We start from the raw sequence: 15,935 nt of genomic DNA on the forward strand, positions 1-15,935 counted from the left end.
CGCCCCCGCCGGAAGCCCCGCCACCCCCGCCAGACGTACCACCGCCACCGGACGCACCGCCACCGACGGCACCGCCACCCGCCGGTCCGCTCCACGGCCCGCGCTTACGCCACCACTCGCCGCCGTCCGACATCACCCGACACCCCGCCTCACCCGAGCCCGCCCACGTCCCCGCTGATCGTGACGCTACCCACCCGGCCGCCGCCCACGCGAGCCCGGCCCGCCCGCAGGCATGACGCCCCGCCGACGGATCCCCACCGCCGGTGTGCCCGACTAACCTAGGTCGAATGACCACACAGCAGGGCCCCCAACGCACCGGCAAGGCGCCCGCCGGCCCCCGCACCCTCGCCGAGGAGCTCCGGACCCGCCCGGACGACGCCCTCGCCACCCTGCTGCGGTCCCGACCCGACCTGCTCAACCCGGTGCCCGGCGACCTCACCCAGCTCGCCGCCCGGCTCTCCTCCCGGGCCTCCGCACTGCGCGCCCTGGAACGCCTCGACCGCTTCACCCTGCAGGTCGCCGAGGCCCTGGCGGCCGCCCCCGACGGCGCGCCGCTGGCCACCGTGCGCACCCTGCTGACCGGCCCGGCCAAGGTCAAGCCGCACCCCGGCGCCACCCCGCTCACCAGCGCCGACCGCGCCGCCGTCGCCGCCGCCCTCCCCCGGGCCCTCACCACCCTGCGCGACCGCGCCCTGCTCTGGGGCCCCGACAACGGTCTGCGCCTGGTCATCGCCGTCCGCGAGGCCCTCGCCCCGACCGCCGCCAACCCCGGGCGCACCGGCCTCGGCCCGACCCTTTCGGACGCCACCGTCGGCATGTCCCCGGCCCGGCTCCAGCAGCTGCTGACCTCCGCCGGCCTGCCGGCCACCCCCGACCCGGTCACCGCCGTCGCCGCGCTCACCGGCCTGCTCACCGACCGCGCCCGCTGCGACGCCCTGCTCGCCACCGCGCCCGAGCCCGCCCTGCGCCTGCTGGAACGCCTGGTCTGGGGCCCGCCCACCGGCACCGTCCCGGACGCCACCCGCCCGGTCACCGCCGAGGACGCGCAGAGCCCGGTCGAATGGCTGCTGGCCCGCGGCCTGCTGCTGCCCACCAGCCCCGGCAGCGTCGTCCTGCCCCGCGAACTCGCCCTGCACCTGCGCGGCGGCCGCACCCACCGCCTGGTCGAGCCCGCCCAGCCCGAGCCCGCCCCGGCCGGGCCGCCGCGCGATCCACAGGCTGTGGACAGCGCCGCGGCCGGCCAGGCCCACACCGCCGTCCGGATCGTCGAGGAACTGCTCGACCTCTGGGGCCTCACCCCTCCGGCCACCCTGCGCGCCGGCGGCCTCGGCGTCCGCGACCTCAAGCGCACCGCACAGGCCCTCGAAAGCACCGAGCAGCAGACCGCCTTCTGGCTCGAACTCGCCTACACCTCGGGCCTGCTGGCCCCCGACGGCGAGGCCGACGAGCACTGGGCCCCGACCCCCGCGTACGACACCTGGCTGCAGCAGGACACCGCCGAGCGCTGGGCCCGGCTCGCCTCCTGCTGGCTCACCGCCACCCGGGTCGCCCCGCTCACCGGCAGCCCCGACGGCAAGGGCCGGCCGCGCGCCGCGCTCGGCCCCGAACTCGACCGTACGCTGGCCCCGTCGGTGCGCCGCGCCACCCTCGCCCTGCTCGCCGAACTCCCGCCCGGCACCCCTGCCACCGCGGACGAGCTGCTGCCCACCCTGCGCTGGCAGCGCCCGCTGCGCGGCGGCCCGGTCAACGCCGAGGGCCGCGAGCTGCGCGACGACCTCACCGCCTGGACCCTCGCCGAGGCCGAGCTGATCGGCGTCACCGGCCGCGGCGCCCTCGCCGCCCCCGCCCGCGCCCTGCTCACCCGCGAGGCCGACCCCGCCGAGGTGCTCGCCCCGCTGCTGCCGCAGCCGCTGGACCACGTCATCCTCCAGCCGGACCTCACCGCGATCGCCCCCGGCCCGCTGCTCACCCCGCTCGCCCAGGCGCTCGCCCTCTGCGCCGACATCGAGTCCAAGGGCGGCGCCACCGTCTACCGGTTCACCCCCACGTCCGTCCGCCGCGCCCTCGACGCCGGCCGCAGCGCCGCCGACCTGCAGGGCTTCCTGGAGCAGCACTCCCGCACACCCGTCCCGCAGCCGCTCAGCTACCTGATCGACGACGTCGCCCGCCGCCACGGCATCCTGCGGGTCGGCGCGGCCTCCTCGTACCTGCGCTGCGACGACCCGGCCCTGCTCGCCGAGGTGCTCGCGGACCGCCGCTCCGTCGACCTGCGGCTGCGGCTGCTCGCGCCCACCGTCCTCGCCGCCCAGGCCGCGCCCGACCTGCTGCTCGCCGCCCTGCGCGGCATGGGGTTCGCCCCGGCCGCGGAGTCCGCCGAGGGCGACGTCCTGATCACCCGCCCGGACAGCCACCGGACCCCGCCGCGCTCGGCCCCCGTCCCCGTCCCGGACGGCCCGCCCACCCCCGACGACACCCTGCTCGGCGCCGCCATCAAGGCCATCCGGGCCGGCGACCGGGCCGCCACCGCCGTCCGCAAGGAGCCGACCCCCGACCCGCGCCACGTCCCGCGGACGGCCGCCGCCGAGACCCTCGCCACCCTGCAGACCGCCGTCCTGCTCGGCGAGCGGGTGTGGATCGGCTACCTCAACGCCGAGGGCCTCGCCAGCCAGCGCATCATCGACCCGGTCAAGGTCGAGGGCGGGTTCGTCACCGCCTTCGACCACCACGCCGACGAGATCCGCACCTTCGCCCTCCACCGGATCACCGGCGTGGCCGAACTGGAGGAGTAGGACCGCGGCCGCCCGGGGGTCCCGGACCGCCCCGCTCGACGGCCCGTCCGCGGACCTCGCGCTCAGTGGCCCTGCTGGGACTCCTTCAGCTTCTCCTTGATCGCCTGGTCGGCCATGCTGCCGACCTCGCCCTTGCCGACCGGCAGGCTGCCGCCGCTGACCACGTCGGCGAGCAGGAAGCCGGGCGCCGCCAGCGGCCCGCCGACACCCTCTCCGATGCCCGCGAGGGCGTGGGCGGAGGTGGCCGAGGAGGCGGTGGCGGCGAAGGCGGTACCGGCGAGGGCGAGAGCGGTGAGGACACGCTTCGACTTGTTCATGCCCTGCTCTAACGAGCGGCGGCGGCGCCGGTCACCGCCCTGCGGTTGACGCACCCGGCAGGGCGGCGTAGTCCGGAAGGCAGGGGGTTTCCCGCAAGGAGGCGTCATGCTCGGAGACCGGATAGGGACGCAGAGCACCACGGAGACCGGTCGGCGCGTGCTGGCCACCGCCGACGGGCTGCACCCCGTGGTGGAGGTCTCGTTCGAGGGGACCGGCACCGTACTCGGCGTCGGGGTCAAGGAGTTCGCCACCTACGAGTCGCAGATGCGCTCCGACGGCACGCTGTTCGGCGAGGGCCAGGGCGTGGGGATGAGCGAGAGCGGCGAGACGTACAGCTGGCACGGCAGCGGCATCGGCCGCTTCACCGGCCCGGGCGGCGCCATGTCCTGGCGCGGTTCGGTCTTCTTCGACAGCGACGCCGAGGCGTTCGTCCAGCTCAACGACACCGTGGGCCTCTTCGAGTACGACACCGACGGCACCGGTGCGGGCAAGGTCCTCGTCTTCGAGTGGAAGTAGCCGCCCGGCTTCCCCGCGGAATGCGCGACACTGGAGGGTCTGCGTCGAACCCGCCGACCCAGCCGACCCAGTGGAGGGCTCCCCCGCGTGAACGACGGACCACTCATCGTCCAGAGTGACAAGACTCTTCTCCTGGAGATCGACCACCCCAAGGCCTCCGACTGCCGCCGCGCCATCGCGCCGTTCGCCGAACTGGAGCGCGCCCCCGAGCACGTGCACACCTACCGGGTCACCCCGCTCGGGCTGTGGAACGCGCGCGCCGCCGGGCACGACGCCGAGCAGGTGGTCGACGCCCTGGTGAAGTACTCCCGCTACCCCGTCCCGCACGCACTGCTGGTCGACGTGGCCGACACCATGGCGCGCTACGGGCGGCTCAAGCTCACCAAGCACCCCGTCCACGGCCTGGTGCTCACCACCACCGACCGCCCGGTGCTGGAGGAGGTGCTGCGCTCCAAGAAGGTCGCGCCGCTGGTCGGCACCCGGGTCGACCCGGACACCGTCATCGTGCACCCGTCCGAGCGCGGCCAGATCAAGCAGGTGCTGCTCAAGCTCGGCTGGCCCGCCGAGGACTTCGCCGGGTACGTCGACGGCGAGGCGCACCCCATCGAGCTGGACCAGGACGGCTGGCAGCTGCGCCCCTACCAGGCCCAGGCCGTCGAGGGCTTCTGGCACGGCGGATCAGGCGTCGTGGTGCTGCCCTGCGGCGCCGGGAAGACGCTGGTCGGCGCCGCGGCGATGGCCGAGGCCAAGTCGACCACGCTGATCCTGGTCACCAACACCGTCTCGGCCCGGCAGTGGAAGCACGAGCTGGTCAAGCGCACCTCCCTCACCGAGGAGGAGATCGGCGAGTACAGCGGGACGAAGAAGGAGATCCGCCCGGTCACCATCGCCACCTACCAGGTGATGACCACCAAGCGAAAGGGCGTCTACGCCCACCTCGAACTCTTCGACGCCCGCAACTGGGGGCTGGTGGTCTACGACGAGGTGCACCTGCTGCCCGCGCCGGTCTTCAAGTTCACCGCCGACCTCCAGGCCCGCCGCCGGCTCGGCCTGACCGCCACCCTGGTCCGCGAGGACGGCCGCGAGGGCGACGTCTTCTCGCTCATCGGGCCCAAGCGCTTCGACGCGCCGTGGAAGGAGATCGAGGCGCAGGGCTACATCGCGCCCGCCGACTGCTGCGAGGTCCGGGTCACCCTCACCGACTCCGAGCGGCTCGCCTACGCGACCGCCGAGCCCGAGGAGCGCTACCGCTTCTGCGCCACCACCGCGACCAAGCGGCGGGTGGTGGAGGCGCTGGTCAAGAAGCACGAGAAGGACCAGACCCTGATCATCGGCCAGTACATCGACCAGCTCGACGAGCTCGGCGAGGTGCTGAACGCCCCGGTGATCAAGGGCGAGACCAGCAACGCCCAGCGCGAGAAGCTCTTCGAGGCCTTCCGCACCAAGGAGATCAGCGTCCTGGTGGTCTCCAAGGTCGCCAACTTCTCCATCGACCTGCCCGAGGCGACCGTCGCCATCCAGGTCTCCGGCACCTTCGGCTCCCGCCAGGAGGAGGCCCAGCGCCTGGGCCGCGTGCTGCGCCCCAAGGCGGACGGCCACTCGGCCCACTTCTACTCGGTGGTGGCCCGCGACACCGTCGACCAGGACTTCGCCGCCCACCGGCAGCGCTTCCTCGCCGAGCAGGGCTACGCCTACCGCATCATCGACGCGGACGACGTGCTCTGACCCGACGCGCTCTGACCCGACGCGCTCCGGCGCAACGCGCTCCGGCGCGACACATGTGACGCCGCCCGGCCGCGCCACCACCGTGCGGCCGTGGCGGTGACGCTCAGTACTTGACGCCGTCGCGCCCGAGGAAGACCACGCGGGCGGCGGTGTCGAGGGCGATCCCCACGTTGCGGACGGCCTTGGCCAGCGGCTTGCGGCGGCGGCCGGGGCCGGCCGCGGCGGTGGCCCCGGCGGGGCGGGCGGGGGCGGACTTCTGGGACGGCACTCGCGGCGCCGTGATGTGTACGGTGCTCATGTCTTCAACGGTAGGTTCCGGATGCGCCGGACACATCACCCCAAAGGCCGTATCCGGCAGGACGTTCGTCGTCCTCCAGGTGTAGGCGGCCCCCGAGGGCTCCTCCGGGCGGCGGGGCTGGAACCCCGAGGCGGACAAGGTCTAGGATCGTTCGTCTGCCCCCTCCCGACCCGTGGTACCTGCTGAGTCCCGCAGGCAGCCGGGGGAGGCGCCGACCGCTCGGCAACCGGTCGGCTGTTCTCACCGTGAGCTCCAACGATCCGCTGCACCCGTACCGGGGCAGCCGGGAAGGTTCGCTGTGCCCGCCACCCCCACCACCACCGACCCCCTCCAGCGCGAACGCGACCACCTGGCCGCCTCCCGGGCCGCGCTGCGTGCGATGCGCGAGGACGTCCAGTCGCTCGACATCCGTGACGTGACCGGCACCTGGGTCACCGCGGTGATCCTCCAGAAGCAGATCGAGGCCCGGATCGCGGCCCTCGCCGACCTCTCGCACACCCCGCTGTTCTTCGGCCGCCTCGACTACCTGCACGCGATCAGCCAGGAGCTGTCCGAGGGCTCCGGCGGCGAGAGCTTCTACATCGGCCGGCGGCACGTCCACGACGCCGACGGCGACCCGATGGTGATCGACTGGCGCGCGCCGGTCTCCCAGCCGTTCTACCGCGCCAGCCGCACCGAGCCGCTGGACGTCGAGCGCCGCCGCCGCTTCGGCTACACCGGCGGCGAGCTGACCGCCTACGAGGACGAGCACCTCAGCGACCCGGCCGAGACCGAGACCTCCTCCGCCCTGCTCGCCGCCGAGATCGAGAAGCCCCGCGTAGGCCCGATGCGCGACATCGTCGCCACCATCCAGCCCGAGCAGGACGAGATCGTCCGCGCCGACATCACCGGCACGGTCTGCGTCCAGGGCGCCCCCGGCACCGGGAAGACCGCCGTCGGCCTGCACCGCGTGGCGTACCTGCTGTACGCGCACCGCGAGCGGCTGGCCCGCACGGGCACCCTGGTGATCGGCCCGAACAACGCCTTCCTCTCCTACATCGAGCAGGTGCTGCCCGCCCTCGGCGAGGTGGAGGTGGCCCAGGCCACCGTGCAGCAGCTGGTGGCGCACGTCGAGGTGCGCGGCGAGGACACCGCCGAGGCGGCCCGGCTGAAGGGCGACGCCCGGATGGCCGAGGTGCTGCGCCGGGCGGTGCGCTCGGGCATCACCACGCCCACCGAGCCCTGTGTGGTGGTCCGCGGCTCCCGGCGCTGGCGCGTACCGGTGTACGAGCTCGACGAGATCGTCGAGGAGCTGAAGGGCCGCGACATCCGCTACGGCGCGGCCAGGGACGCCCTGCCGCAGCGGATCGCGCACGCCGTGCTGGTGAAGATGGAGCAGGGCGGCGAGGCCCCGGACGACCGGGTGCAGGACGCGGTGGCCCGCAACGCCGCGGTCAAGGCGGCGGTCAAGGCCTGCTGGCCGCTGGTGGATCCGGCCAAGCTGGTGCTCCGGCTGCTCTCCGACCCGGAGTTCCTGGCGCAGTGCGCGGACGGCGTCCTCACCCCCGAGGAGCAGCAGGCGGTGCTCTGGCCCAAGCCCGGCCGCTCGGTGCGGACCGCCCGCTGGACGCAGGCCGACGCCGTCCTGGTGGACGAGGCCACCGACCTGGTGCAGCGCACGGCCTCGCTCGGCCACGTGGTGCTGGACGAGGCCCAGGACCTCTCCCCGATGCAGTACCGCGCGGTCGGCCGCCGCTGCACCACCGGCTCGGCGACCGTCCTCGGCGACCTCGCCCAGGGCACCACCCCGTGGGCCACCGCGAGCTGGCCGGAGGCCCTGCACCACCTGGGCAAGCCCGCCGCCCACATCGAGGAGCTGACCAAGGGCTTCCGGGTGCCCGAGGAGGTCATCGCGTACGCCTCCCGGCTGCTGCCCTCGATCGCGCCCGGGCTGGCCCCGGCGAGCTCGGTCCGCGAGTCGCCCGGCTCGCTGACGATCGAGCGCGTCGAGGGCGACGAGAGCGACGGGAACGGCGCGGACGCCGGAGATCTCACGGATGCCGCGGACGGCGTGATGGCGAAGGCGGTGGTCGCGGCCTGCCTCCGGGCGCTGGAGAACGAGGGCTCGACCGGCCTGATCGCCGCCGACGCGCGCATCCCGCTGTTCGCCGAGGCACTGACCCGGGCCGGTCTGGCGTACCTCTCCCCCGGCGCCGAGACCAGCGCCGAGGCCCGGCTGACCCTCGTCCCGGCCTCGCTGGCCAAGGGTCTGGAGTACGACTACGTGGTCCTCGACGAGCCGGCCGCCGTGGTCGCCGGGGAGCCGGACGAGCGGACCGGTCTGCGCCGCCTGTACGTGGCGCTCACCCGTGCCGTCTCCGGGCTGCAGGTGCTGCACGCCGAGCCGCTGCCGGAGCAGCTGGCCTGATCGCCTGATCCCGCCGGGCGCCGCGGCACCCGGCGGGCCGGTGACGTGCGAAGGGGACCGGCGGATACCACCGGTCCCCTTCCCACCGAGCCGGCGGCCGCCGATCCTCAGCCGTCGGCGCTTCCACGCTCAGCCATCGATCAGCGACCGCCACTCGGCGACCTTGGCGGCGTCCACCGGGGACTGCCATCCGTCGACCCGCACCGCGCCGCCGACGTGGAAGGCGTCGAACCCGGCCGCCCGCAGCCCCGGGAGGTGCTCGGCCCGCAGGCCGCCGCCGATCAGGATCCGCTGCCCGTACCCGGGCTCGCCGGCCCGGGCCAGCTCGGCCAGCAGCACCTCGCGGCCCGCGTCCACCCCGCCGGCCGCGCCCGAGGTGAGGAAGGTGTCCAGCCCCGGCAGCGCCCCCACGGCGGCGCGCACGGCGGCCCGGTCCGCACTGTGGTCGACCGCCCGGTGGAAGGTCCAGCGGCAACCGGCCACCGCCTCGGCGACGGCCCCGGTGGCGGCCAGGTCGACCGCGCCGTCGGCGTCCAGGAAGCCGAAGACGAACTCGTCGGCGCCCTCCGCCCGCAGCGCGGCGGCGCGGGCCCGCAGCTCGTCCAGGTCGCCCGGCGCGAAGCCGTCCCGGACGCGCAGCATGACCCGCAGCGGGATCTCCACGGCGGCGCGGATCCTGGCGAAGTCCTCGACCGACGGGGTGAGCCCGTCGGCGGCCATGTCCGTGACCAGTTCGAGCCGGTCGGCGCCGCCCGACTCGGCGGCCTGGGCGTCCTGGGGCGTCAGCGCGATGACTTCGAAAATTGGTCTAGACATATCAGACAGCCTGCCACATCCGACAGCCCCCGGCGAGCCCCCTGGCACCCGGTCGGTCAGGCCACCGACCGGCTACCGCGCACACCCCGGCCACCGACCACGGCCACCGCCATCATCAGCAGCGCCACGGCGCCGAGCAACGGCAACAGGTACCACATTCCACCGACCTCCTCCCAGAGACTGAACAGGCTGAACCCGACGGTCAGCGGCAGCAGCGCCAGGCCGATCGCCGCCGGCACCAGCCAGCCGCGCACCACGGCGAGCACCAGCAGCGCCGGCAGGAGCAGCAGCACGGACGACCAGGGCCCGTTCATCAGGAAGTGCGTGTCGTAGCCGCCCTGGGCGGCGACCACCAGCCCGCCGCCGACCGCCGACGCCAGCACCAGGACGCGGGTGCGCAGCCCCGGCTCGCTCAGCAGCTCGCGCGGCGCGGCGATCACCAGCAGACCGGAGAGCAGGAGGGGCAGCTGCGAGGTGCCCGTGTAGAACACCCACCACCAGCTGAACGCCTCCGGCCGGAACGCCTCCGCCATCCCGATCAGCCCGACCGCCATCACCGCGGCCGAGAGGACCCGCGCGGCCGTCCACCGGCCCAGCAGCGCGGCGACGGCCAGCAGCATGGTCGCCACCGGCTGGGCGAAGACGGTCAGGTGCACCAGGCTCGACGAGGTGCTCTCCAGCCGCCGGGCGACGCCCTCCGAGTCGGTGACCCAGGGGAACAGCCCGAGGCCCGCGAGCGCCCCGGCGATCAGCGGCGCGGCCAGCGCCAGCACCCGGCCGCGCGTGGAGAAGGCGGTGATGCCGGTACGCACCCGCAGGCCGTACGCGGCGAGGTCGAGCATCTCCCGGGCGATCGCGGGCCGGCCCGCCTCGGCCGTGGTGTCGAAGAAGACCGCGGCCAGCTCGTCGCCGCGCTCGCGGCGGTAGCGGGCCGGGTAGACCTGGAGCACGGCACGCAGGGCCGCGGCCGGTATCGAGACGGTCGGCGTGGAGATGGTGGGTGTAGTCATGCCAAGGTTCCCCTGACCCTCGGGCGGATAACGGCGAGGCGGCGCTCCGCCTCGGTGGCGACGGCCCGCAGGCGCTCCGCCTCGGTGGCCAGCGCGGCCCGGCCGGCGACGGTCAGCGCGTAGGAGCGCCGGGCCCGGCCGTCGACCACCTCCTCGGCCGCGACCTCGATCAGACCCTGCTGGAGCAGCCGGTCGAGAGCGCCGTAGAGCGTGCCGGTCCGCATGGTGACCCGGCCGTCGGAGATCGCGGCGACCTCCTGGATCAGGGCGTAGCCATGTCTGGGCGCGTCGGCCAGTGCGGTGAGCAGAAGCAGCGTGGGCTCCTGCATGGAGCGTTCTGTCATACGACTACATATATCGTCAACCTACCTATAGGTCCAGTGGAACCCTCCGATCGACCCCGGGGAACCGCCAGAATGTGGCCATGCCGAACACGCCGGACGCACCCGCCGACGCCCCAGGGGACCTCGCAGCCCCTCCGGCCGACCTGCCGACCGACCCGCCGACCGGGCCGCCGGCCGACCTGCCGACCGGGCCTCCGACCGACCTGCTCGCCGCCTGGGCCGCCCTGCTCCTGCGCTGCGGGGCGAACGCCGACCCCGAGCCGGCCGGGCGCGAACTGCTGCGCCGCTGGGCCGAGCCGCAGCGCCGGTACCACACCGTCGCGCACCTGCGGGCGGTGCTCGCCCACGTGGACACGCTGGCCGGGCACGCCGACGACCCGGACACCGTCCGGCTGGCCGCCTGGTTCCACGACGCGGTCTACCGGCCCGACCGCTCGGAGAACGAGGAGCGCAGCGCCGCCCTGGCCGTCCGGGCGCTCACCGAGGCCGGTCTGCCCGCCGCCCGGGTGGCCGGGGTCGAGCGGCTGGTCCGGCTCACCGTCACCCACCGCCCCGAGCCGGGCGACCGCGACGGCGAGGTGCTCTGCGACGCGGACCTGGCGGTCCTCGGCGGCCTCCCGGAGGAGTACGCGGCCTATGCCGCCGCCGTCCGCGAGGAGTACGCCTTCGTCCCGGAACCCGACTTCCGCGCCGGGCGCGCCGAGATCCTGCGCCGGCTGCTCGCGCTCCCCGCGCTGTACCGCACCCCCGTCGCCCGCGAGCGCTTCGACGCCCCCGCCCGCGCCAACCTGGCGGCCGAGCTCGGCCGGCTCGAACCGTAGCCGTCCGCCCGCCGTCCGCCCGCCGCCGCGGGCCGGGCGGCGGGGTCACCGGATCAGGACAGCCCTCCGACGGGCGCCACCACCGCGCCCTCCTTGCCGCAGACCCAGTGCGGCTCCGGCCCCAGCTCGGGCTCGACGCTCAGTGCGTGCGGGTCCCCGTCGGAGGCGCACCCGGTGCACAGCGGCCAGCGGCCGTACGCCTCCAGCAGCGCGTCCTGGACGTCCTGGGCGACCAGCCCGAGGACGTACTCGGTGCCGTCCGGCCACTGCTCCAGCCACCAGCGCCGGTGCGTCACGGCCTGTTCCACCAGCGACACCACGGCGGCGTCCGCCACGTCCCGGGCGGTCAGGTCGGCGAGGATCAGCGCCCGCGCGCTGTGCAGGGCGGTCTCGATGTCGTCAGCGGTAGCAGCCATCCGCCCATTGTCCCAAAGCCCGGCCCGGACACCGCCCGGAGCCCGAAGGCCCACCCGGGCGCCCACCCGGCGGCCCCCGGGAAACGCCGCACGGGCGGCCCCCCGAAGGGAACCGCCCGTGCGAACGAAGACCGTCCGATCCGCGAGGGGATCAGAAGTCCATGTCACCGCCCGGCATGCCGCCGCCGGCGGCCGCGGAGGCCTTCTCCGGCTTGTCGGCGATGACGGCCTCGGTGGTGAGGAAGAGCGCCGCGATGGAGGCGGCGTTCTGCAGCGCGGAGCGCGTGACCTTGGCCGGGTCGATGATGCCCGCGGCGACCAGGTCGACGTACTCGTTGGTGGCGGCGTTCAGGCCGTGACCGGCGGGGAGGTTGCGCACCTTCTCCACCACGACGCCACCCTCGAGGCCGGCGTTGGTCGCGATCTGCTTGATCGGGGCCTCCAGCGCGACCTTGACGATGTTGGCACCGGTGGCCTCGTCGCCCTCCAGCTCCAGCTTGTCGAACGCGACACCGGCCTGCAGCAGCGCGACGCCACCACCGGCGACGATGCCCTCCTCGACGGCGGCCTTCGCGTTGCGGACGGCGTCCTCGATGCGGTGCTTGCGCTCCTTGAGCTCCACCTCGGTGGCCGCGCCGGCCTTGATGACGGCCACGCCGCCGGCCAGCTTGGCGAGGCGCTCCTGGAGCTTCTCGCGGTCGTAGTCCGAGTCGCTGTTCTCGATCTCGGCACGGATCTGGTTCACGCGGCCGGCGACCTGGTCGCTGTCGCCGCCACCGTCGACGATGGTGGTCTCGTCCTTGGTGATGACCACCTTGCGGGCGGTGCCCAGCAGGTCGACGCCGGCGTTCTCCAGCTTGAGGCCGACCTCCTCGGAGATCACGGTGCCACCGGTGAGGATGGCGATGTCGCCGAGCATGGCCTTGCGGCGGTCACCGAAGCCCGGGGCCTTGACGGCGACGGACTTGAAGGTGCCGCGGATCTTGTTCACGACCAGGGTCGACAGGGCCTCGCCCTCGACGTCCTCGGCGATGATGACGAGCGGCTTGCCGCTCTGCATGACCTTCTCCAGCAGCGGGAGCAGGTCCTTGACCGAGCCGATCTTGGAGTTGGCGATCAGGATGTACGGGTCCTCGAAGGACGCCTCCATCCGCTCCAGGTCGGTGGCGAAGTAGGCCGAGATGTAGCCCTTGTCGAAGCGCATGCCCTCGGTGAGCTCAAGCTCCAGACCGAAGGTGTTGCTCTCCTCGACGGTGATGACGCCTTCCTTGCCGACCTTGTCCATCGCCTCGGCGATGAGCTCGCCGATCTGGGTGTCGGCGGCGGAGATGGACGCGGTGGAGGCGATCTGCTCCTTCGTCGTCACCTCCTGGGCCTGCGCGAGCAGCTGGTCCGAGACGGCCGCGACGGCCTTCTCGATACCGCGCTTCAGGGCCATCGGGTTGGCGCCGGCCGCGACGTTGCGCAGACCCTCGCGAACGAGCGCCTGGGCCAGCACGGTGGCGGTGGTGGTGCCGTCACCCGCGACGTCGTCGGTCTTCTTGGCGACCTCCTTGACGAGCTCGGCACCGATCTTCTCGTACGGGTCCTCGAGCTCGATCTCCTTGGCGATGGAGACACCGTCGTTGGTGATCGTGGGAGCGCCCCACTTCTTCTCCAGCACGACGTTGCGACCCTTGGGGCCGAGCGTGACCTTCACTGCGTCGGCGAGCTGGTTCATGCCACGCTCAAGGCCGCGGCGAGCTTCCTCATCAAAGGCGATGATCTTGGCCATCAGAAGTGGTCCTCCGGGACACGGTCGACTGCTCGGACCAAGGGGTGCCCGCGACGGACGGCCCTGGTGTGCGGGGGTCCTTTCCCCTACCGCTCCCGGGGGCCTCACCGACCCGGTCCGCTGTCACTCTCACGCTGTGAGTGCTAACGCCAATGATTAGCACTCCGGGTAGGCGAGTGCAAGCCCAATCGCCAACCCGCGAGCCGCACCGGCCACCCCGGGCCACCGGATCCGGACATGACTGCGGGCCCGTACGACGTGTCGTACGGGCCCGCAGCGAAGCAAGAGGTGCACCAGCCGATGGGCCGAGCCGAACTCCTGGGACCGGAAAGGTCAGACCGCCGCGCGGACCATGTCCGCCTGCGGGCCCTTCTGCCCCTGAGAGATCTCGAACTCGACCCGCTGGCCCTCCTCAAGGGTGCGGTAGCCGTCCATCTGGATCGCGCTGTAGTGGACGAAGACGTCCGCACCACCGTCGACCGCGATGAAGCCGTAGCCCTTCTCCGCGTTGAACCACTTGACGGTGCCCTGAGCCATTCCGAACTCCCCTAGTGCTGTGCTGGCCCTTCACGCGCCCGCAGGTCTGCGGGCCCGGGTCTGGTTGAGGCCGGCCCGGGGAACCCCCCCTGGGCACAGCCGTGCACGCCGCAATCCCCCGCCGAGCCCATCGGAGGCATCCGATGAACGGGCGATTGCGTCGACCGCGGCTGAATGTATCCGGACCGAAGCCCTCTGCAACAGAGCCCACCGCTGGGAATTCCCTAGGGGTGTCAGGGGACAGGACGGGCGAAAGCGGGAGAAATTCCGCATTCCACGCCGGACATAGCGGACGAATTGCCCAAATCCCCTGAAGAATTCTGACATCTGCCTGACATGTTTCGACGTCGCGGCCCCGGCGCCGGTCTCAGCGGCCGGACAGACACCGGCGGTACGGGCGCGGACGGATTCGACTGCCGGTGAAAGGGGGAGGGGGAGCCCTGTTCCCGGCTGAGCCACACTCTACTCCGACTTGACCGGGAAATATTCCGGCCGGAATGCGACCAGCCGCCCGCGCGTACGGGAAGCGGAATTCCGTACGCGCGAACGGCTGGTCGAAGAAGGAGCGGCTCAGCAGCCGCCGGCCACCGCGGGGATGATCGAGATGCCGGCGCCGTCCTTGATCTCGGTGGCCAGGCCCTCCGCGAAGCGCACGTCGTCGTCGTTGACGTAGACGTTGACGAAACGGCGCAGCTTGCCGGCGTCGTCCAGGATGCGGGCGGCGATGCCCGCGTGGTTCTTCTCCAGGTCGGCGATGACCTCACCCAGGGTGGCGCCCTCGGCGGTCACCTCGGCGACGCCGCCGGTGTAGGTGCGCAGGATGGTCGGGATGCGGACGGTGGCGCTCATGGGGGCTTCTCCTTGCTGCGGGTGGGTCAGGCGGACGCGAGGCCGGCGTCGCGGAACGACGCCAGCGTCGGGCGGATCACGGCGGTCATGCCGGCGTCGGAGACGGCGTCCAGGGTCTTCAGGCCGTCGCCGGTGTTGATCGCGACGGTCTCCTTGGCCGGGTCCAGCTGTCCGGTCTCGACCAGCTTCTTCAGCACGCCGACGGTCACCCCGCCCGCGGTCTCGGCGAAGACGCCCTCGGTGCGGGCCAGCAGCTTGATCGCGGCCACCACCTCGGCGTCGGTGACGTCCTCGACGGCGCCGCCGGTGCGGCGGGCGATGTCCAGCACGTAGGGGCCGTCGGCCGGGTTGCCGATCGCCAGCGACTTGGCGATGGTGTCCGGCTTGACCGGGCGGATCACGTCGTGGCCGGCCTTGAAGGCCGCCGACACCGGGGAGCAGCCCGCCGCCTGGGCGCCGAAGATCCGGTACGGCCGGTCCTCGACCAGGCCGAGCCTGATCAGCTCCTGCAGGCCCTTGTCGATCTTCGTCAGCTGCGACCCCGAGGCGATCGGGATGACGATCTGCTCCGGCAGCCGCCAGCCGAGCTGCTCGCAGATCTCGTACGCCAGCGTCTTGGAGCCCTCGCCGTAGTACGGGCGCAGGTTGACGTTGACGAAGCCCCAGCCCTCGCCGGCCGGGTCCCCGATCAGCTCCGAGCAGAAGCGGTTCACGTCGTCGTAGTTGCCCTCGATGCCGACCAGCTCGCCGCCGTAGACACCGGCCATCACGACCTTGCCCTGCTCCAGGTCGTGCGGGATGAACACGCAGGACTTGAACCCGGCCCGGGCCGCCGCCGCGCCCACCGCACCGGCCAGGTTGCCGGTCGACGAGCAGGACAGGGTGGTGAAGCCGAACGCCCGCGCGGCCTCGATGGCACAGGCCACCACGCGGTCCTTGAACGAGTGCGTCGGGTTGCCCGAGTCGTCCTTGATGTGCAGCTGGGCGGTGAAACCGAGCTCGCGGCCCAGGTTGTCCGCCTTCACCAGCGGGGTCCACCCCGGGTTGAGGTTCGGCTTCCCGGCCACGTCGGCCGGCACCGGCAGCAGCGGGGCGTAGCGCCAGATCGACGCCGGTCCGGCCTCGATCCGCTTGCGCAGCTCCTCGGCGCCCTCGCTGCCGAAGTCGTAGGCGATCTCCAGCGGCCCGAAACACTCCACACAGGCGAAGCTCGGACCGAGCGGGAACCGGGTGCCACACTCCCGACAGGACAGGGCGGCGGCGGGGCCGAGGTCAACGGACGCGGGAGCGGGTGCAACGGTGTCGATAGCCATGA

At 73.3% G+C, this 15,935-nt stretch carries 15 protein-coding genes; 5 read left to right on the forward strand and 10 right to left on the reverse strand.

Going from position 1 to position 15,935, the window contains the following annotated elements:
• Nucleotides 1-287 precede the first annotated feature (287 nt).
• Nucleotides 288-2,789, forward strand: coding sequence for a helicase-associated domain-containing protein (locus tag ACFVVX_RS07235; RefSeq protein WP_387942338.1), 2,502 nt, complete (start codon nt 288-290; stop codon nt 2,787-2,789).
• 62 nt (nt 2,790-2,851) lie between these two features.
• On the opposite strand, the gene ACFVVX_RS07240 is transcribed toward ACFVVX_RS07235, so the two are convergent.
• Nucleotides 2,852-3,106, reverse strand: a complete 255-nt coding sequence (locus ACFVVX_RS07240) for a hypothetical protein (RefSeq protein ID WP_387942340.1) — start codon at nt 3,104-3,106, stop codon at nt 2,852-2,854.
• Between the two features lie 106 nt (nt 3,107-3,212).
• Here ACFVVX_RS07240 and ACFVVX_RS07245 point away from each other — a divergent pair, with 106 nt between their 5' ends.
• Together ACFVVX_RS07245 and ACFVVX_RS07250 are read left to right on the forward strand one after the other, a co-directional pair.
• Nucleotides 3,213-3,623 (forward strand): hypothetical protein, encoded by a 411-nt coding sequence (locus tag ACFVVX_RS07245; RefSeq protein ID WP_387942342.1) that lies wholly within the window; start codon nt 3,213-3,215, stop codon nt 3,621-3,623.
• Nucleotides 3,624-3,710: 87 nt separating this feature from the next.
• Nucleotides 3,711-5,348, forward strand: coding sequence for a DNA repair helicase XPB (locus ACFVVX_RS07250; RefSeq protein ID WP_387942344.1), 1,638 nt, complete (start codon nt 3,711-3,713; stop codon nt 5,346-5,348).
• A 103-nt stretch (nt 5,349-5,451) separates the two neighbouring features.
• On the opposite strand, the gene ACFVVX_RS07255 is transcribed toward ACFVVX_RS07250, so the two are convergent.
• The gene (locus ACFVVX_RS07255) at nt 5,452-5,646 is read right to left on the reverse strand and encodes a hypothetical protein (protein ID WP_387942346.1); all 195 of its coding nucleotides are present in this window, start codon (nt 5,644-5,646) and stop codon (nt 5,452-5,454) included.
• 379 nt (nt 5,647-6,025) lie between these two features.
• On the opposite strand from ACFVVX_RS07255, the gene ACFVVX_RS07260 reads away from it, so the two are divergent.
• On the forward strand, nt 6,026-8,053 hold the full coding sequence (locus ACFVVX_RS07260) for a HelD family protein (RefSeq protein ID WP_387942537.1): 2,028 nt from the start codon (nt 6,026-6,028) through the stop codon (nt 8,051-8,053).
• A gap of 129 nt (nt 8,054-8,182) precedes the next feature.
• Here the strand turns inward: ACFVVX_RS07260 and ACFVVX_RS07265 are convergent, their stop codons facing one another.
• From ACFVVX_RS07265 to ACFVVX_RS07275, 3 genes are read right to left on the reverse strand one after another with little or no spacing between them, the layout of a single operon-like run.
• Complete coding sequence (locus ACFVVX_RS07265) at nt 8,183-8,869, reverse strand: copper homeostasis protein CutC (RefSeq protein ID WP_387942348.1); 687 nt, start codon at nt 8,867-8,869, stop codon at nt 8,183-8,185.
• 56 nt (nt 8,870-8,925) lie between these two features.
• Complete coding sequence (locus ACFVVX_RS07270) at nt 8,926-9,879, reverse strand: hypothetical protein (protein WP_387942350.1); 954 nt, start codon at nt 9,877-9,879, stop codon at nt 8,926-8,928.
• Nucleotides 9,876-10,223 carry a PadR family transcriptional regulator gene (locus ACFVVX_RS07275; protein ID WP_387942352.1) on the reverse strand — a complete coding sequence of 116 codons (348 nt, stop codon included), beginning with the start codon at nt 10,221-10,223 and terminating at the stop codon, nt 9,876-9,878. Before ACFVVX_RS07275 ends, ACFVVX_RS07270 begins: the two co-directional genes overlap by 4 nt.
• 80 nt (nt 10,224-10,303) lie before the next feature.
• On the opposite strand from ACFVVX_RS07275, the gene ACFVVX_RS07280 reads away from it, so the two are divergent.
• Nucleotides 10,304-11,044: a hypothetical protein gene (locus ACFVVX_RS07280; RefSeq protein WP_387942354.1), complete on the forward strand. Its 741-nt coding sequence runs from the start codon at nt 10,304-10,306 to the stop codon at nt 11,042-11,044.
• Between the two features lie 53 nt (nt 11,045-11,097).
• Here ACFVVX_RS07280 and ACFVVX_RS07285 read toward each other — a convergent pair whose 3' ends face one another.
• The 5 genes from ACFVVX_RS07285 to thrC form a co-directional block, all read right to left on the reverse strand.
• Nucleotides 11,098-11,460 (reverse strand): hypothetical protein, encoded by a 363-nt coding sequence (locus ACFVVX_RS07285; RefSeq protein WP_387942356.1) that lies wholly within the window; start codon nt 11,458-11,460, stop codon nt 11,098-11,100.
• Nucleotides 11,461-11,611: 151 nt separating this feature from the next.
• A complete protein-coding gene (gene groL / locus ACFVVX_RS07290) occupies nt 11,612-13,234 on the reverse strand; it encodes a chaperonin GroEL (protein WP_387942358.1) in 1,623 nt (540 codons plus the stop codon).
• A gap of 333 nt (nt 13,235-13,567) precedes the next feature.
• The gene (locus ACFVVX_RS07295) at nt 13,568-13,771 is read right to left on the reverse strand and encodes a cold-shock protein (protein ID WP_030289665.1); all 204 of its coding nucleotides are present in this window, start codon (nt 13,769-13,771) and stop codon (nt 13,568-13,570) included.
• A 570-nt stretch (nt 13,772-14,341) separates the two neighbouring features.
• Nucleotides 14,342-14,620 (reverse strand): MoaD/ThiS family protein, encoded by a 279-nt coding sequence (locus ACFVVX_RS07300; RefSeq protein ID WP_387942360.1) that lies wholly within the window; start codon nt 14,618-14,620, stop codon nt 14,342-14,344.
• Between the two features lie 26 nt (nt 14,621-14,646).
• Nucleotides 14,647-15,933, reverse strand: a complete 1,287-nt coding sequence (thrC, locus tag ACFVVX_RS07305) for a threonine synthase (protein WP_387942362.1) — start codon at nt 15,931-15,933, stop codon at nt 14,647-14,649.
• Nucleotides 15,934-15,935 lie beyond the last annotated feature (2 nt).

The sequence above is a fragment of the Kitasatospora sp. NPDC058170 genome (assembly GCF_042883905.1).
In the GTDB taxonomy this organism is placed as follows: domain Bacteria; phylum Actinomycetota; class Actinomycetes; order Streptomycetales; family Streptomycetaceae; genus Kitasatospora.